The organism is Ktedonosporobacter rubrisoli (assembly GCF_004208415.1).
Lineage (GTDB): Bacteria > Chloroflexota > Ktedonobacteria > Ktedonobacterales > Ktedonobacteraceae > Ktedonosporobacter > Ktedonosporobacter rubrisoli.
Genome location: NZ_CP035758.1, coordinates 8,293,298 through 8,314,265, shown reverse-complemented (window position 1 = coordinate 8,314,265; position 20,968 = coordinate 8,293,298). Strand labels below are relative to the sequence as shown.

The 20,968-nt window shown below is 52.5% G+C and carries 23 protein-coding genes; 10 read left to right on the top strand and 13 right to left on the bottom strand.

What is annotated here, in order from left to right:
* Positions 1 to 33: 33 nt before the first annotated feature.
* The 6 genes from EPA93_RS36095 to EPA93_RS36070 all read right to left on the bottom strand — a co-directional run bounded on the left by EPA93_RS36095 (position 34) and on the right by EPA93_RS36070 (position 5,494).
* Positions 34 to 1,461, bottom strand: a complete 1,428-nt coding sequence (locus EPA93_RS36095; RefSeq protein WP_207229288.1) for a pyridoxal phosphate-dependent decarboxylase family protein — start codon at positions 1,459 to 1,461, stop codon at positions 34 to 36.
* A 277-nt stretch (positions 1,462 to 1,738) separates the two neighbouring features.
* Positions 1,739 to 1,960 carry a helix-turn-helix domain-containing protein gene (locus EPA93_RS36090; RefSeq protein WP_129892167.1) on the bottom strand — a complete coding sequence of 74 codons (222 nt, stop codon included), beginning with the start codon at positions 1,958 to 1,960 and terminating at the stop codon, positions 1,739 to 1,741.
* Positions 1,961 to 2,201: 241 nt separating this feature from the next.
* The gene (locus tag EPA93_RS36085) at positions 2,202 to 2,744 is read right to left on the bottom strand and encodes a nucleoside-triphosphatase (protein WP_129892166.1); all 543 of its coding nucleotides are present in this window, start codon (positions 2,742 to 2,744) and stop codon (positions 2,202 to 2,204) included.
* Between the two features lie 51 nt (positions 2,745 to 2,795).
* Complete coding sequence (locus EPA93_RS36080) at positions 2,796 to 4,085, bottom strand: hypothetical protein (RefSeq protein ID WP_129892165.1); 1,290 nt, start codon at positions 4,083 to 4,085, stop codon at positions 2,796 to 2,798.
* Between the two features lie 394 nt (positions 4,086 to 4,479).
* Positions 4,480 to 4,719, bottom strand: a complete 240-nt coding sequence (locus tag EPA93_RS36075) for a helix-turn-helix domain-containing protein (RefSeq protein WP_129892164.1) — start codon at positions 4,717 to 4,719, stop codon at positions 4,480 to 4,482.
* Between the two features lie 532 nt (positions 4,720 to 5,251).
* Positions 5,252 to 5,494, bottom strand: coding sequence for a helix-turn-helix domain-containing protein (locus EPA93_RS36070; protein WP_129892163.1), 243 nt, complete (start codon positions 5,492 to 5,494; stop codon positions 5,252 to 5,254).
* 171 nt (positions 5,495 to 5,665) lie between these two features.
* Here EPA93_RS36070 and EPA93_RS36065 point away from each other — a divergent pair, with 171 nt between their 5' ends.
* Positions 5,666 to 5,887: a hypothetical protein gene (locus tag EPA93_RS36065; RefSeq protein WP_129892162.1), complete on the top strand. Its 222-nt coding sequence runs from the start codon at positions 5,666 to 5,668 to the stop codon at positions 5,885 to 5,887.
* A gap of 95 nt (positions 5,888 to 5,982) precedes the next feature.
* A complete protein-coding gene (locus EPA93_RS36060) occupies positions 5,983 to 6,897 on the top strand; it encodes a hypothetical protein (RefSeq protein ID WP_129892161.1) in 915 nt (304 codons plus the stop codon).
* A 93-nt stretch (positions 6,898 to 6,990) separates the two neighbouring features.
* Here EPA93_RS36060 and EPA93_RS36055 read toward each other — a convergent pair whose 3' ends face one another.
* On the bottom strand, positions 6,991 to 7,362 hold the full coding sequence (locus EPA93_RS36055; RefSeq protein WP_129892160.1) for an antibiotic biosynthesis monooxygenase family protein: 372 nt from the start codon (positions 7,360 to 7,362) through the stop codon (positions 6,991 to 6,993).
* A 344-nt stretch (positions 7,363 to 7,706) separates the two neighbouring features.
* Between EPA93_RS36055 and EPA93_RS36050 the strand changes: the two genes are divergently transcribed.
* Entirely contained in the window at positions 7,707 to 8,138 is a 432-nt protein-coding gene (locus EPA93_RS36050) for a helix-turn-helix domain-containing protein (RefSeq protein ID WP_129892159.1), read from the top strand.
* A gap of 5 nt (positions 8,139 to 8,143) precedes the next feature.
* On the top strand, positions 8,144 to 9,016 hold the full coding sequence (locus EPA93_RS36045; protein ID WP_129892158.1) for an alpha/beta fold hydrolase: 873 nt from the start codon (positions 8,144 to 8,146) through the stop codon (positions 9,014 to 9,016).
* A 97-nt stretch (positions 9,017 to 9,113) separates the two neighbouring features.
* Here the strand turns inward: EPA93_RS36045 and EPA93_RS36040 are convergent, their stop codons facing one another.
* A complete protein-coding gene (locus EPA93_RS36040) occupies positions 9,114 to 9,956 on the bottom strand; it encodes a helix-turn-helix transcriptional regulator (RefSeq protein ID WP_129892157.1) in 843 nt (280 codons plus the stop codon).
* Positions 9,957 to 10,109: 153 nt separating this feature from the next.
* Here EPA93_RS36040 and EPA93_RS36035 point away from each other — a divergent pair, with 153 nt between their 5' ends.
* Together EPA93_RS36035 and EPA93_RS50565 are read left to right on the top strand one after the other, a co-directional pair.
* The gene (locus tag EPA93_RS36035) at positions 10,110 to 11,579 is read left to right on the top strand and encodes an MFS transporter (protein WP_129892156.1); all 1,470 of its coding nucleotides are present in this window, start codon (positions 10,110 to 10,112) and stop codon (positions 11,577 to 11,579) included.
* A 109-nt stretch (positions 11,580 to 11,688) separates the two neighbouring features.
* The gene (locus tag EPA93_RS50565; RefSeq protein WP_277988691.1) at positions 11,689 to 11,817 is read left to right on the top strand and encodes a hypothetical protein; all 129 of its coding nucleotides are present in this window, start codon (positions 11,689 to 11,691) and stop codon (positions 11,815 to 11,817) included.
* A gap of 153 nt (positions 11,818 to 11,970) precedes the next feature.
* Here EPA93_RS50565 and EPA93_RS36030 read toward each other — a convergent pair whose 3' ends face one another.
* From EPA93_RS36030 to EPA93_RS36020, 3 genes are all read right to left on the bottom strand, one after another.
* A complete protein-coding gene (locus EPA93_RS36030) occupies positions 11,971 to 12,861 on the bottom strand; it encodes a hypothetical protein (protein ID WP_129892155.1) in 891 nt (296 codons plus the stop codon).
* A 67-nt stretch (positions 12,862 to 12,928) separates the two neighbouring features.
* Positions 12,929 to 13,540 carry a TetR family transcriptional regulator gene (locus EPA93_RS36025; RefSeq protein ID WP_165423628.1) on the bottom strand — a complete coding sequence of 204 codons (612 nt, stop codon included), beginning with the start codon at positions 13,538 to 13,540 and terminating at the stop codon, positions 12,929 to 12,931.
* A gap of 231 nt (positions 13,541 to 13,771) precedes the next feature.
* Positions 13,772 to 15,346, bottom strand: a complete 1,575-nt coding sequence (locus EPA93_RS36020; RefSeq protein WP_129892153.1) for an alpha/beta hydrolase — start codon at positions 15,344 to 15,346, stop codon at positions 13,772 to 13,774.
* Between the two features lie 228 nt (positions 15,347 to 15,574).
* On the opposite strand from EPA93_RS36020, the gene EPA93_RS36015 reads away from it, so the two are divergent.
* Together EPA93_RS36015 and EPA93_RS36010 are read left to right on the top strand one after the other, a co-directional pair.
* Positions 15,575 to 15,919, top strand: coding sequence for a thioredoxin domain-containing protein (locus EPA93_RS36015; protein WP_129892152.1), 345 nt, complete (start codon positions 15,575 to 15,577; stop codon positions 15,917 to 15,919).
* A gap of 203 nt (positions 15,920 to 16,122) precedes the next feature.
* Positions 16,123 to 16,701 (top strand): GNAT family N-acetyltransferase, encoded by a 579-nt coding sequence (locus EPA93_RS36010; protein WP_165423627.1) that lies wholly within the window; start codon positions 16,123 to 16,125, stop codon positions 16,699 to 16,701.
* A 447-nt stretch (positions 16,702 to 17,148) separates the two neighbouring features.
* Here EPA93_RS36010 and EPA93_RS36005 read toward each other — a convergent pair whose 3' ends face one another.
* The gene (locus tag EPA93_RS36005) at positions 17,149 to 17,538 is read right to left on the bottom strand and encodes a hypothetical protein (protein WP_129892150.1); all 390 of its coding nucleotides are present in this window, start codon (positions 17,536 to 17,538) and stop codon (positions 17,149 to 17,151) included.
* Complete coding sequence (locus tag EPA93_RS36000; RefSeq protein WP_129892149.1) at positions 17,535 to 18,392, bottom strand: RNA polymerase sigma factor; 858 nt, start codon at positions 18,390 to 18,392, stop codon at positions 17,535 to 17,537. The genes EPA93_RS36005 and EPA93_RS36000 overlap by 4 nt, the downstream gene beginning before the upstream one ends.
* A gap of 398 nt (positions 18,393 to 18,790) precedes the next feature.
* Between EPA93_RS36000 and tgt the strand changes: the two genes are divergently transcribed.
* Both tgt and EPA93_RS35990 read left to right on the top strand, forming a co-directional pair.
* Positions 18,791 to 19,990 carry a tRNA guanosine(34) transglycosylase Tgt gene (tgt, locus tag EPA93_RS35995; protein WP_129892148.1) on the top strand — a complete coding sequence of 400 codons (1,200 nt, stop codon included), beginning with the start codon at positions 18,791 to 18,793 and terminating at the stop codon, positions 19,988 to 19,990.
* Between the two features lie 41 nt (positions 19,991 to 20,031).
* Complete coding sequence (locus EPA93_RS35990; protein ID WP_129892147.1) at positions 20,032 to 20,880, top strand: lipoate--protein ligase family protein; 849 nt, start codon at positions 20,032 to 20,034, stop codon at positions 20,878 to 20,880.
* Positions 20,881 to 20,968 lie beyond the last annotated feature (88 nt).

Below are 20,968 nucleotides of genomic sequence, written 5' to 3'. Positions count from 1 at the left end.
AACCGGGATAAAGGACGATATAGCAGCCCAGCCTCACTCCTGCATTAACACTCTCTCGACGGCAGCAACCGCGCGTGCTACGTCCTGTTCGCTGGTTTGCCAGTTGCAGACCGAGACCCGCATACAGCGTTGTCCCCGCCAGGTCGTCCCGCTGAAGAAGGCTTCGCCAGTTTCGGCAATGCGAGCGATGATGGTATCGGTACGCCGATCGTGCTGCGCCTGAGTGGCTGTGGGTCCCTTGTCAAGAAAGCGCACCAATCCCTGATTGACCTGCGGCTTCCAGACGATCTGGGCGCCGGGCAAGCTTCCAATCTGCGTAACCAGCGTCTCGGCATGTTGGCAACAGCGCTCAATCAGGTCGGCAATTCCCTTCCTTCCCAGTTGGCGCAGGGCTGCATATGTCGCCACACCGCGCCCGCGCCGCGACCATTCAGGATTCCAATCGCTCGGATCGCGGGCCGCTTCTGTGCGTACAATGTAGTCGGCTTGCTGAGCCAGTGCACCACGGTGCGCTTGTGGATGGGCCACAAAGGCATAACCGCAGTCATAGGGAGTATTGAGCCATTTATGGCCATCGGTAATCCAGGAATCTGCCTGGTCGACCCCCCGGAGAAGATGACGATAGGACGGTGAGGCTTGCGCCCATAAGCCGAAGGCGCCGTCAATATGCACCCAGGCCTTGAACTGGTGGGCCAGTGGAATGAGCTCGGCAAATGGATCATATGCGCCAATATTGAGATCTCCAGCCTGCAGGACAACAATAGTAGGAAAGTCAGCTTCTTTGGCGAGAGCTTGCGCGAGCGTGGCAGGGAGCAGGCGCCCGTATTCATCGACGGGTAAAACACGTAGGGAATCCGTGCCTAAACCTAGCAGGCGTAGGGCTCGCTCAAGCGACTTATGATGTTCGGTGCTGGTCAGGACGCGAATAGGTGGAGCGCCCGCGAGTCCTGCGCGCTCTACATCCCAGCCAACCCTTTCGAGCAAGGCATGCCGAGCCGCTGCAAGGCAGGTTACATGGGCCATCTGCGATCCGGTGACCAGGGCAAAGCTGGCTTCCTGGGGCAATCCAAGAATCTCCTTGAGCCAGGCGCCGCATACTTCTTCGATCACCGCTTCAGCCGGACCGCCGGTATAGCGGGCCGAATTCTGATCCCAGGTTGCCGTGAGCCAGTCGGCGGCCAGAGCAGCCGGCAGAGTACCACCGATGACCCAGCCAAAAAAGCGCCCGCCCGCGCTACCGATGATGCCACCGGCCATATCAGTGACCAACTCATCAATAACTTGAGTAGCCTCTATCCCGGCCTCCGGGAATTGCCGTCCCAGGCGTTGACGCAACGCAGCTCGCTCAACCGTTGCGCCAACAGGGGCTTGTTCAAGCTGCTCAAGATAACTGAGGGCATGAGTCAGGGTCTGTTCAAGCACCTGGCGAAAGGGCGATATCATCGCCTCTGTTTCGTTCATAAGCTCTCTCCACTCTATCTCTGTCCCTATGCGCATGCGCTGTCAGGCGAGCGTCGATCCTCTCTTCGGCTCTATAGCAGGCTGCTGGACAAAGGGGCCAGAATACGATAATATATCGGTAGAAGTCGATGTATCAAATATAACATTATAGAGCAGTTAATGTCCAGTCTACAGGAGGAGATGACAAATTTTCCAATCCCTATTTTAGGGCACTGAAAACCTGTCTAAATCACATATGAGGAGAAAAGCAAGTAAGAGGGTTTTGCAGCTGTTAAGATTATTCGGATGCTGACGGCTTATCGTCAACTTCTTCAATAAGATCATGGACGCTTACATCAAGCGCTTTCGCTATCTTTTCTAATGTAACAGTTGAAACCTCTCGATAGGGATCACGAAATAAGCGCTGGATGGTGCTGAATCCAAGATTTGAGCCCCTTGCCAGTGAAGACTGATTGAATCCTCTTGCCTCTGCGACTTCCTTCACTTTTAAACGAATCATACTATTCTCCTGCTTTTTGTCGCTATTTTAGCAGTGTTCACCTACTGACAGAATTACTCTTACATGATATATCTCACATATGAACTCTAAGCCACTATCTTTGAAGACCAATCACATAAGATGATGCTTCATATGCTGGATTCAGCGAGCCGTAATCGGCTCTTAATCACTGGTATTCTTCGGCAGAGACTTCTTTCAGCATTTCGCTATAATATAAAGGGAGTTACAGTTCCATCAGATCTCAATGCAAGAGGGGCCTGAGCTGGCTCGACAATTGTATCAACGTAGCCTGGTAGTTCTCAGGTGTAAGTTTATAAAGCTCAACACCGTGATGCTGTTTGAGGTTATCCAGCCAAGGATGAGGCTCTATGGCAATCGTGCTCAGAAATGGATGAGCATCCGCGAGCAGCTTTATGATAGCATGCCTGAACAGATCGGAATAGGCTTGTATCAGGCCTATCTCATCTATCACGAGCAATTTGTCGGCTGCCCAAGCACGCGTCAATGCAGGCACGCCAATCGCTTCCAAACATGCCAGATTCAGGCCATAGCGTCCTAAACGTAGCTCACTACTGAAATCTACATGAGCTAGTATGCCTTCCTTGCCATCCAGCGTTACCAGGCGAAATCCTCGCCGCGCCTCGCTTCCCAAAAATCTTTCATCACGTATCTCCTCCGTATAAAAGCCGCCACAGCGTTCTTTCCCCAGCTTGACAATGATCGCTCGGATCAAGTTAGTTTTGCCTACCCGAGGCTTACCAGTGAGCATATAAGCTTGTTTCATTTCTCCCTCCTCATACGTACTACTGCCTTAGCGCATCAAATGGTTAAAGCTTCATTGAAAGAGAGAGGGATGCTGTTTCTTGAGCAGCGCCACGCCTAATTGGGCCACTTCCCTACTATTGCCATAGCTGCTCGCCTTGAGCCGTCCATAGAGATGGGCAATACGCGCTATATTCACCTGCGACGTGATCCCCTGAAGCGCTTGAAGGGCTTCTTCCGCATACGCTACCGCGATTGGATAATAGTCCAGATCAAGGTAAGCACGGGCTTGAATGACCAGATTATTGCTATAGTGGCGGGGCTTCTGGCTGATATCGGGAGCGAAAGAGCTGCATTGATCGATAATCTTTTGCGGCGAGCGCAGTTGCCTGATTGGGGAGGCGATGAGCGCGCGCCCTCTATCAAGGCTATAGCGCTCCTCATTAAAGCCAACAAAATAAGCATCATTCCCTTGATTGATAAACTGCTCGCTCTTATCAATGAGAGCAAGCGCGTGGCCAAGATCAGCCTGGTCCTGCGTTATATATGCCCTTGTATGCCCTGCTGCCAGTAAGACCGCGCCCCGTAGCTCAGGTGCCACGCGCTTCAGGGAATTGCAGGCAAGATCAAAGTCGGCGATGGCTTGAGCAAAATAAGTTGTAGCACGCTGTAGGCTGTCTGTCGCAGCTGCCGCTTCGGCCAAAGTAAAAATGACCCCGCCACGCCGATAGCGCAATGCTGTCGACAGATCTAAATATCCCTTTTCATCAGAGAGCCTTATAGCCTGATCCAGATGCCTGAGGGCCATAGTAAATAGCCCATAGTCGTGAGCGATACACCAGGCGAAGGCCATATGATATTCGCATAGCAGCCGAGCTATCTCTTCTTGTGGCTCTGTCTTATAGTAAAGAATATGTTCTGTGAGATGTTGTATGCGCATCTGGGTCTCATGCAGAAAATGTTGCTTTGATCCCACATAGTCGTGTTGCCAATAAGCAGATAGATAGGCCCGATACTCTAATACGTCTATTTTATCCTCTTTTAGAGCATTGAGAGCAAAAATATTGTCTATCTCAAGTAGAGGTGCAAGAGCCTGCAAGCCCAAAAGAGCTGGCGGAATACCCAGTAAGGTAGCCAGTATCCAGCGGCGCTTTGGGTCCCTGGGCACTTCGTTTCTTTGCTCCATACGCTGAATCCATCTGGCCGTGATCAGCTCTTCACTGCTCATATCCTCTGTGGAGGCTTCTTCTAGCATTTCGCTATACAGGAGGGCTAACCGCTCAGCACTCCATCGTTTGACATGTTTCCGAAAGTGACGCATCACTCTACCATAATCAGGTTCGCCATAACTATCTTCTGGCACAATAAAATTTCCTTGTTCATCCTGGGCAGACAGGACTTTCCCAGCTTTCCACATACCGGTTTTTCAGCCATATAAGCTCCTTGCAAGGAATAACAATATCCTACTTAAATTATCCTCTCAGCTTAATCCTGCTGCTATAAGGAAAAACGAAGTCTAAAGGAGCTATAGCTTCGCTTTCGGGCCCATAACTAATGATATCACTATTGTGACAAAAATTTTCGGCTCTGACCTAAATCGTCAGGGCTTTCTAAATCACTTAAGGGGGGAAAAGCAAGCAATGATGAACAAGTAAAGTCACTCGTCGGCAACATCTTCTAACAGGTTAGGGGTTAGGGGATGCCAGGAGCACGCTAACAAATTAGAGTAGAGTACAAAAGAGGCTAGATTACAACGCTTAAGCCGATACATCAGTTAGTGGGCTTCCAGGCTCTTCATCAGGAATGCTCTCGATCAGCTCGGAGGCATCGACGCCCAGCACTTTAGCAAATTTATCCAGGGTATCGGTATGCACAATTTTGGTCGGATTGCGAAATATCCGTTGCACTGTCCGAATATCTACGCCGGAACGGAGCGATAGTTGCCGCTGGCTAATACCCTTACTCTTGGCTATCTCTTGCACCTTCAAGCTAATCATCTCTCACCTCAATAACCCCAGGTAGGGCTATTGTAGCGAAGCTGCAGGAAACGGAGAAGACGGCATGTAAACCATATGAATACAAACCGAATTGTCAAAGCGATTTTTTATAACTATACTTCTATTGTTTGGTACAAAATAATATTTCATCGCCTGTGTTTAAGTCGACATAAATTTCTTATTTTCGTTTTATAACCAATTTTCGCAAAAGCATCTAATAAGTGGAAGGGTTAGGATAATCTTCCACTATTGTAGAAAGGCTCGCCGATGAACAGGTCGAAAAGAAAGGGAAACGTTGGAGCCGCGCCGCGATATTGCGGGGCTCGCGCCCCGTGCCCTCGGTTAAGGGCCAGCCCTTAACAATCCCTTTTTAGGAAGCTGAAAACCTGTCTTAATCAAAGGGGAGATAAGCAAGCAATGATGAATAAGTAAATTCACTCGTCGGCAACATCTTCTAAGAGGTTAGGCTAGGGGATGTCAAGAGCATATTAACAAATTAGGGCAGAGCACAAAAGAGGTTAGAGTAAAACAGCTAAGCTGATGACTCTGGTGCTAGCGCGCTCCCAGGCTCTTCATCGGGAGCACTCTCTAGCAGTTCGGAGGCATCGACGCCCAGCACTTTAGCAAATTTATCCAGGGTAGTGGTACTCACGGCTCGGGTTGGATCGCGAAATATGCGCTGCACGGTTCGAATATCTATACCAGAACGTAGAGATAGCTGCCGCTGATTGACACCTTTGGCCTTTGCTACCTCTTTCACCTTTAGACGAATCATACTACTTCCTCCTATCCTGTATAGCGCTATTGTAGCGAAAATCGTAGGCTTGACACGAGACGGTTTGTAATGATATGGTTTATATGCCGTACGGCATAAATGTCGTACATTTCTAATCGGTTGTAACTGGAAGAGGGGACATTATCCCCACATTTTTAGAAAGGATTAACAATGAATATGCAAAGCGAGATCGCTCAGTTGCTCCAACAAATCGAAGATGAATGCGTAGCGCTACAGCGAGCCCTTGAAGGCTTCGCGATTACCGCGAGCCATAGCACAATCAATCGGTGCTATCAACAACTGGGAGCCACACAAGAGCAGCTCACGCGGCTCGTGGGCGAACAAGAGTCTAGCGATCTGCTTTACGAGCGCTATCAAAAAACGCTAGGCTAGCGAAAACTCTTGCCTTTTCATTTCGTTTTAGCATCGAAGCGTTATCAGGTTTTTGTCTTGTTTTAGAGTGGAAGTGTTAGGAATGGAAGGAACTTATGTCAACAAACGCAGACACCCACACCGATAACCACAAACCGCCCTCGCGCGAGCGCACGCTGATCATCCTCGACCAGCTCAACCAGGCTCGCTTACTTCAACAAATGGCCACAACCAGCGGCGAACAGCGGTACTTCGATAATCTCTTCAAGCAATGTCAGCGCTGGCTCCAACAGAACCACATTCCCTTCTATTACGACGAGCAGCAACACCTCTACCTCTTAAAGCTCTCGTCATCTCGTCAAGCTGACGACACAGATAAGCCTACCGCCAAACTTATGGAAGTTGAACAGCCCGTGGTTGACGATACAAGCAGCTCAAGCATCGAAAAGGTTGCAGTCGAACAGCCAGTGGCTAACGACACACAGCATTCTACGCATAAAGAAGTTGAACTGGTAGCAAGGAGAAGTGTGAGCAGCATGAAGCCAGTTGTCCCACAGAATGAACCTCCAACGGATATTCATCACTATGTAGTCAAAGTGAGCCGCAAGACGATCCTCTACGAAGGCAACGACTGGGATGCCGCCGATCAAGCCTTTCTGCAGGGCGGACGCGACCATCCTACCAAGCGCGTTGTGTATCTCGTCGATGGCGTCATCAAAGCCAGCAGCAAAACACGCGCCGTCATCAAGCCTCGTGGGCACGTACCGCCGGAGCCGATTCCGCTCGCCCCGCTGCATGGTCCGGTCGATCCCTGGGCCGAGTATCGGCCAGCCCTGAGAGCGCTCAACGCCGTCATGGAGCTTGTAAACCAGAGCAGCGACTCCATGCTGATGAAAAAAAGCCACATCTACTTTTGCGAATGCCTGTACTATCTGCAGGAGCGCCGCGTCCCGGTCATTTTTAGCGAGCTCTATAATTGCTATATCCTCGACAGCGAGCAGTTCGCCCGCCGGCACGAGCTAGAGCCCTGAGAGCAGACAAATCATCCCATTTGCCAGCGTCAAAAGCCCTGGGCCTCCCAGCGAGGTTCAGGGCTTCCTCCACAGCAGACCGGGCTTCCCTAACTAATCAGCCAGGCATAGGCCGGGCACCTCAATCTTTCTGAACACATGAGGTGAAGCGGTTGCCCCCGCTGGGTAGCCTTCTAGCGCCGCCTGAAACTCAGGATTGTTATAGGCTTGTTTAAGATGCTCGGTCGATTCCCACACGGTATAATGCATCAAAACATTACTGCCCGCAACGCCGCGATGGAGCTGAGCGCTGATGAAACCAGGCTGCCGTTTCATGACGGCCCCGTCTGCTGCCCACGCCTCAATGAACTTATCAAGCACCTCAGGCTCGACATGGAAGATATTTAGCGAAACCACAGGTCCAACTTTTTCCTCTAGCTGCGTAGCAAAGGGTACCTCTTTATTCAACTCAACAAGCTCTACCATAGTTGGCGTCTCCTTCTTTCTTTTGCATGTCTCATATCGTTGCCTTTGACTCCTTTGGGGAGCCAGGCACTTGTATGACGAAACATGCTGAGAAAGTGTGACAGGAGATAGGATAGGCAATAACTTCCGTTCAGCGGCTCGCTGCATAAGCTTATACTCGATCTGCATCTGACGGAGAATTGCGTCAATGTGGCGAGAAAATGCATCACGGCCCTGGTTTTGGATAGGCAATTGAATCTTTTTGGCGCGATACGTAAAATCCCAGTTATAAGATTTGCTATATTCCTCAAAATCATATATATTACCATCATCCTAGAGAATTTTAGTGTATTTTAAGGAATGTCATGAATCAAACCTTGTACTCAGTTGAGCAGGTTGCTGATCTGTTGGGCTTGCATCCCAGGACTGTGCGCAACTTTGTTCGCGATGGCAAGTTGAAGGCGATTCGCGCCGGAAAACAGTACCGGATCGCCGCAGAAGATCTCGCGGCGATGACCGGTCGCCCTACGTCGTCTTTTGAACCTGAGCCACTTCGACGGACCCGATACGTCGAGGTTTCCAGCATCGTGGAGATCGATGCCATCGATCCCGAGACAACGCAGCGCATAACAAATCTACTCGTCGGCACAGCGGGAAGCCAGGATGGAGACGACGCGCTTCTGCACGTTGAAATTGTGTACAATGAGCAACGCGCACGCCTCAAGGTTATCCTGATCGGAGATATAGGCGCAATCTCGTTGATGCTCAAATTGCTTCATACCGTTCTTGGAGGATGAGAAAAATGGCTAGCATCTATAAATCTGAACGGGGCGAGGCTGCGATCCAGGAGCGTTATCAGCAGTTTCTTGATCGCTGGCCCGTTGCCAACAAGCGCTTGCAGATAGCGACGCGGCAGGGTGAAACGCATGTCGTAGCATGCGGCCCCTTGAACGCCCCGCCTGTCATATTCCTCCACGGTAGCGCTGCGAACTCGGCCATGTGGATGGGCGATGTAGCAGTCTGGGCGAAAGATTTCCGTGTCTTTGCCGTTGATGTGATCGGCGAGCCTGGTTTGAGTGCATCCTCGCGGCCCCCGCTCACCTCTCAAGCCTATGCGCTCTGGCTCGACGACGTGATGGCTGGTCTAGCGCTCGACTGTGCTTCATTAGTGGGCATTTCTCTCGGCGGCTGGCTCGCGCTCGACTACGCGACGCGGCAGCCTGAGCGTGTCAAGAGCCTGGTCCTGTTATGTCCGGGCGGAATTGGTCGCCAGAAGGTTGGCATCGCGCTGAAAACAATACCGCTGCGTTTTCTTGGGCGTTGGGGAACAAAGAAAGCTCGTGAACTGGTGCTTGGCCCAACTTCTACCGACATACCGCCGACGGCACGCCCCTTTGTCGATTTCATTGCGCTCATTCATGAGCAATTTCGCCCGCGTATGGTCAAGATGCCAATTATGAGCGACACAGCGCTCAAGAGCCTCACCATGCCGGTTCTAGCGATTCTGGGAGGAAAGGATGTGCTTCTCGACTCTGCTGAAACCAGGCACCGTCTTGAACACACAGTGCCCCAGGCAAAAATCCTGTACTACCCGGAGAGTGGGCATTTGCTTCCCACCCAGACCAGCGAGATCTCCGACTTTCTGCGGGAGGCGGTACGCCAGCCTTATCGTTGAATGTCTACGCGGCCTTTGTCTTGCTGCTTTGCCAGCAAGTGGCGTCTCGCTGGATAACCGTTTGGGACACGATGATGAAATCGGAAGCGAGAGCGATTTATGCAGACTCTAACAACCGCTGAAGTTTTGCCGCCGTCTCTTCTTCTGGTAACGGAACATACAGAGCGAGGCTTACACCGGGAGTCTCTTCCACCCGAAACATCGCATTTTCCAGCACGAGCCGCCCGACAAGTGGGTGCTCAATCTCTTTGCGTCCCTGATACCGACCATAGATTTCATGCATCGGCCACCAGGAACGAAACTCTGAGCTGTGGTGTTTCAAGTCCTCGACCAGTTCGACAAAATCTGGTTCTCCCGCGTATCGCCCCCAACTAATGCGGAACTGGCCAAGCCAGCAGCGCGCATAATTCTCCCAGACAGAAAAGCGTTGACGAGCGACCGGATCAGTAAAATACCACCAAAGGAGATTGCGTCGTTCCTCCGGCAGCTGGCCAAAATCTGTAAAGACCAGGCTTGCTGCCCGATTCCAGGCAAGAATATCCCAGCGAGGCCCGAGAATGTAGGCCGGGTTTGGCTCCAGATGTTCCACCATGCGCTGAAGTTCGGAATTGACTTTCCCATGACTCGGCCGCTTGTCTGGCAGCGGGCGATCGGCCAGCAGAAACAAATATTCCCGTTCCTTCCCATCCAGACGGAGCGCGTGAGCTAAATTTTCGAGCGTCTCTGACGACGCCTGCACGTCGCGCCCCTGCTCAAGCCAGGTGTACCAGGTAATCCCGACGCCTGCCAGGAGCGCGACCTCCTCTCGCCGCAAACCAGCAAGGCGTCTCCGTGATCCTTCCGGCAGGCCAACGTCGCGCGGGGCAAGGCGAGCACGGCGGGTGCGCAGAAAATCAGCAAGTTCCGCACGGCGATCTGGTTGTTGTGGACTGAGAGCCATGATCTTCCTCCTCAAGGTAGTTAGTCTTATCCTAGTTCGCCCGATACTAGTAGCACATCCTTCCTTCTTGTCGTCCTCCAGGTCGGCTATACTGTCCGCACCTCCATCTGGAGGAACGAATGATCTGGCTAACAAGAAGAAGGAGTATGCTCTATGCCTTTGCATTCTAACCCACTCACGCCCTTACAGGCAAACCAGGAGAAGCGTCAGCACGTTCGCCGCTGGTGGGGATTGGGTGTCGTCTTACTGGCCACCTTTGTCGCGATTCTCGATGTCAATATTGTCAATGTGGCTATACCTTCCATTCAACAGAATCTCAGAGCCTCTTTGCCCCAGATTGAACTTGTGGTCGCTGGCTATACCTTCCCGTACGGACTTGCGCTGATTGCTGGAGGGCGTCTGGGAGATGTCTATGGCATCCGTCGCTTTTTTCTGCTGGGCGTGATACTCTTCACGCTTTGCTCGGCGCTCTGTGCCCTCGCACCCTCACCTGAGGTGTTGATTGCCACAAGGGTGGGCCAGGCGATAGGGGCGGCTTTATTCTACCCACAGGTGCTCAGCTTTATTCAGGTGGGCTTTCCTGGCCCCGAGCGTCGCCTGGCGCTCTCCCTCTGGGGGGCAGCCATCGGTCTGGCTTCAACCGGTGGTCAGCTGCTCGGCGGGCTGCTCATTCTTGCGAATATCGCCGGGTTAGGATGGCGCCTGATTTTTCTTATCAATGTCCCACTTGGCCTGCTCACGATTCTTGGTGCGGCTTTCTTTCTTTTTGAGCATCATCAGGCACGAGCGGCCCGGCTTGACGTGAGAGGACTTCTGATATTGACTTTAGGCCTTTTGCTTCTCTTCTATCCGCTAATTGAAGGGCGGGCAGCGGCCTGGCCCTGGTGGATGCTGCTCTGCTTCCCTATCTCTCTGCTGATTCTCTTGAGCTTCGGATGGTATGAGCGCCGCGTCGCTGCACGCGGGCAGGTGCCACTGGTCGAACCAGCTCTTGGACGCAAGCCGAGTTTCATCCTGGGAAATAGCCTTACCATCCTCTTTTTTGCCACAAACATGGGGCTCTTCTTTACCCTGCCCTTATATCTGCAAGATGGACTCCACTTCACTGCCATCGAATCGGGGCTGTTTTTTACGCCGCTCGCGCTGGGCTTTACCCTGTCCTCGGCACTGGCCTCCCGCCTGGTAGCAAAGATTGGTTCATGGGTACTGATGCTCGCGTTCGGGCTCACCCTGCTCGGTTTTCTCGGCCTCATGGTGACGCTCCTGCTTTCAGGAGCAGGAGAACCCGCGTGGATTCCGTTTCTGCTGCTTCTTGCTCTCACTGGAATAGGCCAGGGGCTGGGGATCGCACCGCTCTTTAGCGTGACCCTGGCCGGGATAGCTGAGCACGATGCAGGTGTGGCCTCCGGGGTCCTGGAAACGAGTACGCAAATGAGCTATGCCCTTGGTGTGGCCCTTATCGGGATTGTTTTCTTCAGCGCTATAGGTGGTGAACAAGCCCTGGTCACAGCAACCCGCAGTGCTTTTACCCATGCCTTTATCATCTGCCTGCTTGCGATTAGCGGATGTGCGCTCATCTTGCTGTTCGTGACACCGCTTCTGATCAAATATGCCCGAAGTTGAAAGAGCAGCATTAGAACTGATGACAACTGGCATGGCTTGCACTGAGGTGCCCAATGCTGCTCTTCAGACAGTTCTTGCCCCTGAGCCTCAATATCCATGAAAGAGAAAGATGCAACTCAGACTGAGCAGAAAATTCCACATCTTCATTGGTGAATGCCTGCACTATCTGCAGGAGCGCCGCGTCCCGGTCATTTTTAGCGAGCACTCTCAGTGCTATATCCTCGACAGTGAGGAATAGCCCGCCGGCACGAGCTAGAGCCCTGAGAGCAGACATCTCATCCCATTTGCCAGCGTCAAAAGCCCTGGGCCTCCCAGCGAGGTTCAGGGCTCCTCCCATCAGAAACGCCTGGCCTCTCTTCACGGAGGGCCAGGCTGGCAAGAGCATAAGCGCTCATTGTTCAACAAGGGTAATGGTCAGCCCAAAGGTTGTTTCAGGCGCAATAGTAATCTGATTAGCAGTTGTGGTCCCTAGCATTCCTCTTGTTTGCAAGAAGGCATTGGCTTGCTCAAGAGAGGCGACCTTCCAGGTCATTGCCAGGATCTCATCCCGCTTGTGAGGCACGAGGCGAATGCCTGGCCCCTCTGCGAACTGCACTTCACCTTCCTGACTCGATCCGCCTGGCGCCAGGAGACGCTGCCACTGTGCCTGCGCCTTCTGAAGATCCGTTGCGCCAATCGTCAGGGTCTTTACGTCCTCAAGTCCTAATGGGCCTCCATGTTTTTCTTGTAAGATCGCCTTCTTTTTCTGTCGCTCTTGCTGGATCTGATAAAACGTTTGATTGTACTCGCAGACAAAGACCATACCATGAGAAAACGCGCGATCAAACATAAGATTATCTATCGCGCCAAGGCCAAGCTGATCAGCAAAGAAAAATTGTGATAGGTCGCTTCCCAGCAAATCTCCCAGGTAGATCAGCGTATAGAATTCGCCTCTGCTGCAGAAATATCCCTGCGGGATGGCATAGGGGGGGAAATGAGGAATGCCGCGCCGCGTCAATTCCTGTACACATTCGGGCAGTGGAGTTGCTTCCAGAGCAATACCGTAGAGCTGGGCCTGAGAGGGATAAAGCGGTTGCGCCCCCGATCGAAAAATTTCCATGCTGATGCTGCCTGCAACAATCCCTCCGCTCTTGAAAGGCGGATACTCATTGTGGATAGGCCAGGAAATCGGCAATTGAAAGGTATCTGTAAAGAGCGAAAACACCTGATCGTAGAGATCATCATTAGCACGAAGCATTATATGATCAATGCAGCTAATCAGTGCTGGGGATGAAGTTTGCATTGCGTCTAGCTTCCTTTCTCTTCATCATTACATACATACAGCATGTATGTATTACAAACAAAAAAAATTATGCGCCGGTCAGGCTGCGGAGAAAAAGATCAACGCTATCCTCGGCGACTGGGCGCAAGGAAAAGCTGGTTGAGTCCATCAGCCAGAGAGAGGTGATGCCATTTGCCATGCCAAGCGCGGCCAGGGCTGCAGTTTGGGGATTGATTTCCGCACGAATTTCGCCCGCTGCAATGCCACGCTGGATCAGCGCTGCCAACATGTCACGTGTGGCACGAAAGCCCTGAACTTTTTCCTGCATCCCCTCGGCCAATTCTGGCACCATTTCGACCTTGAATGAGAGCAGTTCCAATAAAGTGCGAAAATCGCTATTCTCCTCAACACAGGTTATCCAGCGAATCAAGAAGTGACGCAACTGTTGTAATGGAGTTTCATCGTGAGCAAAGACATCCTGAAACAGGGTAGCAACCTGAGCATAGCGCTCGCGTACCATCGTATTAAACAATTGCGCTTTGTTGCCAAAGTGCCAGTGAATAGCGCCACGCGTCGTACCGGTTCTTTGCGCGATATCATCAAGCGTGGTATTCACATATCCTTTCTCCCGAAAGCACTTCAGGGCAGCATCTAACAATTGTGCGCGTGTCAGGGCGGCATCTTCTTTCGTGCGGCGCATCTCTCTTTTCCTCCATAAAGAAACATACTGTATGTATGTAAAATTGTCAAGAGGAAAATTTGTCGCCATGTGGTAACGCATGGTAAAAGCAAACTCATTTTCTTCCTAACCCTGGCATGAAGTACCACCACGTGGTAACACGGCTCAATCTTTATAGATTTTTGCCCTAATCTTTGTAAAAGTGCTCTCCTGACTCAAGATGAGCTGGTGGCAGGAGGCAAGCCATTCCCGCTACATTCGCCCGACGACGCTTTGGGCCAGAGCATCGTTTAGCTCATTGAGACAGCCGGTATCCGGGTGGCTACCTGGCGTATCGTAGAACTGCTCGATGATCTGGTTGGCACAGGTCGACGTGTCAAGCACACCATGCCCAGCATTCGGGAAGACCAAGCTATAGCTCCTGGAAAGCGTTGCGGCTGCTGCTTGCGCATTTGAAGGCGGCGTTACCGGATCATAGCGCCCGCTGGTGAGCAGTGTTGGCAGCGCACTATGTACCGGCTGCTTCTGCTCAACTGGCACCCTGGGGACCTTCCAGATTGCGCAAGGATCAAGCTCGTTCTCCACATCCATCATAAAGCTCTCGCTACATTCTACCGAGAAGTGCATGCCCCAGCTTATTGTCTCTCCGACAGCAGTATTGAAGAGAGTATAGAGCTGCTTGAGCGGATCGTAGTTTCCCTGCTTTGTCTGTTCGATTAAGGCCGGCAACTGCGGAAGCAAGCTCGCCGGATACATCGCCAGGAACATCAGATTGCGGAATTCGTTGCCATCAATGCGTGCAGTGACCGTATTACCCGTCGCATCATCCTTTATCTGCGTCTCGGCGGGCCTGACATCCAACAAATTGGCGGCCTGCACAAAATCCTGAGCCAGATGTGGATATGCTCGCTCACAGACCGTGCTCCTCATGCAGCCCTGAAACAGCGTCTGGAAGGCCTGGCTCTGATCTACCTGATTGCCCACCTGGGGAGGATAGACCCCATCGAGGACCACACTGCGAATCTGCTCTGGGTACAGGCGCATCATCGTCAAGGCAAGCCGGGTACCATAGGAGATGCCATACAGGTTCACTTGCTGGTAGCCCAAAGCCTGCACCAGATCATGCATATCAGCGGCATTCTCCAGCGTCGTATAGGCACTCAGATCGATTCCCTCGCTAGTGAGGCGCTCATAGCAGGAACGCAGGGCCTGTTGTTGGGCGGTTGCTTGCGCCTGCTTGTCTTGATCGGCAGACGTATCGGAGGCCTGCGCCAGCTCTGGACAGGCCAGCGACGGCTGTGAAAAGCCGGTGCCACGCTGATCGATGGCAATCCAGTCATGGGAAAGCAATTGCTGAGAGATAGCATCTCCGGTAATGCTGGCTGCCCAGGTGCTTAACGAAGCGCCGCCAGGTCCGCCATCGAGCCGTAGGATGGGAGTGCGATCGGCAGTATGCTGCGGCGAGGTGAAGATGGCTACGGCGAGCTGGATGGTGTGACCGCCGGGATTCGCCCGATTCTCAGGGACGGTAAGAATCCCGCAGGTCAACTCCTGGCCCAGGATGATACCTTCTCCCGGCTGAAAAGGACAGGTAGCAGTCTTCACAAAAGTCGTCGACGCTTTGGATGGTGTACGCGCCTTGTTAGCTGTTGCCAGGCTGCTTGCCCTGCCGCAGCTCGATAAGGCCAGGACGCCGAGCAGCATTGATAAAGCCAGCCCAGCGCAGAGTGGGTTATCACGTCGTGGCGAGACTGTAGCCTTCCCTCGTCGCCATGAGGTCAGCTGAGATGCGACAAGAGCATGGCATAAGTGAGTCAGGATAAACATAGCTCCTCATCTTTCATTTAGCTCTTCACTTCCCATACTCTTCCTCATCGGCCTTTTGCCCACTACGCGCTAGACTTCAGCCTTGATACCGTCACATAGGCCATTTCTTGCCATATGTATAGTGAGAGTAGAACCTTTCCTGATCGAGCAGAAAGGATGTACATCAGGCCAAACGGTCCTGATTAGCAGAACTCAGGAGTTCACAAAAAGAAAGCGTAGGTAAGTGTTATGGCCGAGTGGATAGATATCGAAGATGAGCAACAGTTTGAGCAAGAAGTGCAGAGCCATCCGCAGATTGTGGCCATTTTCGGCGACTCGTCAAACCATATGTGGCGAATGAGCCTTGGCGCGATTCAGGGTATGGCAGATTCCGTGCCTCCGTTTATCGCCTTCCTTCATGTCGACAAGCCGCGTACACCTCAGCTCTTCCAAAAGCGCAACGTCACCGTCGTTCCTACCGTGCGCTTCATCCACGAGGGCAAGCAGGTTCACGAGATCAAGGGCAATGAGGTTAATCCAGAAGGCATCAGCAAAGGCATGCAGAAGTTGCAGCAAGCCGAGCAGAACGTCTAGCTTTCCTGCAAGCTGGCCTGTGCGAGCTCACGGCTAGCCAAATCCAGCCAGCGGTAAGATGTTGTATTGAGCAGCATCCTACCGCCTTTTTCTGTCGGTTGGCAGACCGCAAACGCCAGGCTAATTTAGCGAGTGTTCCTTGCATTCCCGCTCCTCGTGTGGTATTATCGCTCGCATGCCAAAAAAGGAAAGGAATGCATCTAATGGAATTAGATACATCGACATCAATCTGGCAGGGCAAGCGGGTACGACTGCGGAGCCATGAGCCTGGCGACTGGGAACACTACTGGATCTGGGATCAGGATAGCGAGACAGAAAGAAAAGATGGGAATCTTGCTTTTCCGCGCTCGCAAGAACGGCTGAAACAGTGGGCACAAGAAGCGGCAGTGCGGAAACCAGAGGGCAACAATTGGAACTTTCTTATTGAGAACAACGAAGGCAGGGTGGTTGGCAGGATTGGCACGCATGATCGCAATCCACGTGCCGGACATTTCGGTTATGGACTTGTCATCGGGAAAGAGCATCGACGGAAAGGCTACGCCAGCGAGGCTATTTTGCTTCTGCTACGCTATTACTTCCGGGAGTTGCGCTATCAGAAGGTTACTATTGAGATAGCCAGCTTTAACCAGGATTCGACAGGCCTGCATGAACATCTTGGCTTCCAATTGGAGGGGCGCATTCGCCGAGCTGGTTTTACCAATGGTCAATACTTTGATGAGCTCCATTATGGGCTAACTGTAGAGGAATTTGAGCAGAAGCATGCTCACAGGTTCTCTAGTTGACAATTCTGCAATCTCTACTGTGCTCGGGCTGCCGGCCAGTGATAAACAAGCTGGCAGCTGACCTTCTCATCCCTTGTCCCCCTTCCTGGATATAGCCAAATGGAGATTTGGGGGCGCTAGCCCCCAAACGCACCAACTTACAGGCTCAAGGCCCAATTTGTCGAGCCATGCTTCAGAATCTGGGCAGGATTAGGGTGCTTACAACGCTTGTTCATGTGAAAGCCAAAATGCATCCGCCGCTGGATGTTGTGGAGAATAGAGCAAGCAGCAATCCGATAAGCCTGGCATACGGTCCACAAAGAATCCTCCACTCATTAGTTGTTTGTTATTTGTCAATTTGCCAGTAATGCCCCATAACTTGTAGAGCATCTCCATTTGCCAGCGCTCCTACAGGAGTACTAAAGCCTCCTGGAAGCTGAGCAGAGAGACAGGTGCAGAGAAGGAAGCTCAACACTCATTGATGGCCAGAACCCGAAAGGTTTGTTGCTCTATCAGGACATCCATCTGCCTTTGGCCACCCTTGCTCTTAAAAGAGCTCACCAGGGCTGGGATACCGGCGTGCTCGATCTGCTCTCCCTGTTGCCAATGGATGCATTTGTGTTTGTTCCAGAAACGTCGGACTTGCGGTAAGTCCAACGTCAGATGCGAAAGGGTGTTGTAGTGTGTACGCTGGCAGTGAGAACACATAATAGCAATACCTGCCTGCTGACTCAGGCCATGATACTTTGTGGGAAGATCCTGGGCTTCTTTTACCAGAAGCCGAGCCGGTTCCCCACAAAAGAAGCACATTGGCTCCTGATCGATGGCTTGCCAGTAGTACCCATAGAGCCACTTCAACAGCTGAGCGCATCTGGTTGCGTAACTACTGACCGTTTGCCAAGTACCGGCGTTTCCTCTTCCCCGAGAAGGATGTGGCAACCCCTACAGCGAAAAGAGCGCTTTCCGGCTGACATGTCCTCATGAAGCACGAGATGATCATTGCCACACCATGGGCACCACAGACGTGTCACCTCTGCCACTGGTTGCATCCCTGGTGGATAGATGCCGTAGGAGGCGAGTTCCTGGCGCAAATGAGTCGCACATATCTCACGCAAAGCCTGTTTCCCTCGGTAAATGCGCTGAACCAATGTGGCCTCGCTCACCTGAAGTTGCTGGGTGATCTCCTCGTGCGTGGCTCCCTGTAGGTACCGAGCTACCAGGGCAGCACGTAATGGTTCAGAGACATAGGCAAGTGCCTGGCTCAGGAGGGCGCTCAGTTCCACACGTTCAAGCTCCATTTCGACCTCATAGGTATCCGAAGCAGCAACTTTATCCATGCTCCATTCATCCTGCTCCAGACTATTTCCGTCAGCAGCAGTCCAGGGAGCCTGTAACATGCGGTGCGCTCGCTCGTGGTGATCTTCCCGTAGCCAGCGCAAACAGATATTGTGTGCAATGGCCGCAAGCCACCTTCGGAGTGATTGTGGTTTCTCACTCTCGCTGTCATGCCATTTCTGCCGGCTGCGCCATGCCTCTAAAAGTGTCTCCTGTGCCAGATCCTCGGCTGCATCTGCGTTCCCAACGATGCCAGCACATTTCTGCACCAGCCACGCCCGTTCAGCCGGGAAACGAGTATCAAGGGAATGTCCGCTTGTTTTTCCAGGCTTTGTGGGTGGCAGTATCACGGTTTCTTCATACAGTGGCAACACCATCAGTTATACCTCCTTCTCAAACTCTTTGCTCGATAACATACACAACTTAATCGCGAATGAGCAAAAAAACCTGACATCTCGCCTCTGTTGAAAAGAAGCACAATTTTGTTTTCTCTTCTCTGCTTGCTTTTAGCTAGTTGCACAAATCGTGGGTCTCACGGGCTAGCCTGGCCGCTCATTACTCTAAGACGCGTTTCAGGGAATGTCCCACCAGTGATACACTCATCATGGCGTAGGCTCCTTATCATTTATAGCTTGAATCAGGCTTGACGTTTATGAGAAAATATAGGATGAGAATAATGGGCATTTTAGAAATATGCCCTGAATACATAGAGTAAAAACCGGGTCCGACTGATCCCGGTCAATAGCTCTATTGCATGTTGCAAGTTGAGAAATTCATGCCAGCTTTTAAGTTTACAATTGACGCCGAAAGCCCCGAAACATGGGCCCGTGCCGGCACTATCCAGACGCCACACGGTATCATTCACACGCCGATCTATATGCCTGTTGGCACGCAGGCGACCGTCAAAAGCGTTTCTCCCGAAGAATTACGTGCCGCCGGAGCCGAAATCATTCTAGCCAATACCTACCATCTCATGCTGCGGCCCGGCTCTCCCTTAATTGATACGTTGGGTGGTTTGCATACCTTTATGCACTGGGATGGCCCCATACTTACCGATAGCGGCGGCTTCCAGGTCTGGAGCCTTGGCCATTTGCGCAAATTGACCGAAGATGGCGCAACCTTCAAATCGCACCTTGACGGCTCGGAACATGTGCTCACGCCTGAGCGCGTAATGCAAATCGAGGCCGAACTGGGTTCTGACATCATCCTGCCGCTTGATATTTGCTCGCCCTATCCCTGTTCGCCACAAGAAGCGCGGCAAGCCATGGAACAAACCCACCGTTGGGAAGAGCGCGCCCTGGTCGCCAAAGAGCGCTACCGACCCGAGCAAACCCTCTTCGGGATCGTGCAGGGGGCCTTTGAGCCCGAACTGCGTGCGGAGAGCGCGCGTATTATCGGCAACATGCCTTTCCCGGGTCTTTCCATCGGTGGGCTTTCCGTTGGAGAGCCCAAAGAGCAGATGTGGGAGATGCTGCGCCACGTCACGCCCGCCTTGCCGCGCGACAAGCCCCGGCACCTGTTGGGGGTCGGCTCGCCCGAAGATGTCGTCATTGGCACGGGGCTGGGCATGGATATGTTTGATTGTGTCTTGCCAACGCGCGTAGCCCGCCACGGCGGCCTCTTTACCCAATATGGGCGTGTCAACATTAAGTCGGCGCGCTTCCGCACTGTGGCCGGACCAATTGAAGAGGGCTGCGACTGCTATACCTGTCGCAACTATAGCGCCGCCTACGTCCATCACCTGATCCGCACAGAAGAGCAGCTCTACTACCGCCTGGGCAGCATCCACAACATTCATTTTATGCTGCGCCTGGCTCGTCAACTGCGCGCAAGCATCATCGATGGCAGCTATCCCATATTCCGCGATGAGTTTCTGGCGCGCTACGTGCCCGCCTCAGAGCAGGTACGCACTGATCAACGTGAGAAATGGAAAGCGGCAAGGGCCAGACAAAATGATATCATATCTTTAAAGTAGCTCATCGGCTACCTGGTTCAATCTCAGGCATAAGGTTTACTATGCAAACAGCTTCATATCGTTTTCTCGACACAGGAATACAGGATGCCGCGCTCAACATGGCGATTGACGAGGCTATCCTGCTTCATCACATTCAGGAAAGGGTTCCGCCAACCTTACGCGTCTTTCGCTGGCAACAGCCCTCTATCTCGCTGGGACGTTTCCAGAACATCGAACGCGAAATAGAGAGCGCCTATTGTCAGCAACAAGGTATCGCCCTGGTACGCCGACCAACCGGAGGCCGAGCCGTCTACCACCGCGATGAGTTCACCTATAGCATCGTTCTGGGCAAGCGCGATGGTGCGCCCTCCGGCGTTGTTGCCGCCTATGCCTACCTGGCTCAGGGCCTGATCGCCGCCCTGCAAGGGATAGGAATCGAGGCCCAACTTAGCGACGAGCGCGTGCGCAAGCATCCATCAGCCGCCTGCTTCGCCTCCTCGACGCAAGCCGACCTGACCAGCGACGGCTTTAAGCTCGTTGGCAGCGCCCAGGTCTGGCGCGAAGCCTCGTTACTGCAGCAAGGCTCGCTGCCCCTTGACGATCGGGCCAGCGAATTCTTTAGCCTGCTGCGCTATCCATCAGAAGAGGCACGCGCCGAAGCCCTCGCCCTCTACAACGAGAAAACCACACCCTTGCATACCTTCGCACCTCAAGTGAGTTGGAACGAAGTAGCGCAGGCTTTCCGCCATGGCTTCAGTAGCACGTTGGGTCACGAATTTCTACCCGGCGAACTGAGTCCATCAGAATGGGAACTGGCCCAACAACTTGTGGAAGAGAAATATAGCAAATTGAACTGGCGCAAGGAGCGCGTTAGCCTGATTACGGCTAGTAGAGATACCGTCGAACAATAAAAGGGGGAATACATTGCACGTAAGCAATAGGTGCGGTACAATGGGCGCAACATACCGAGTCTTCATTTAAGGAAACTCAGATAGGTAC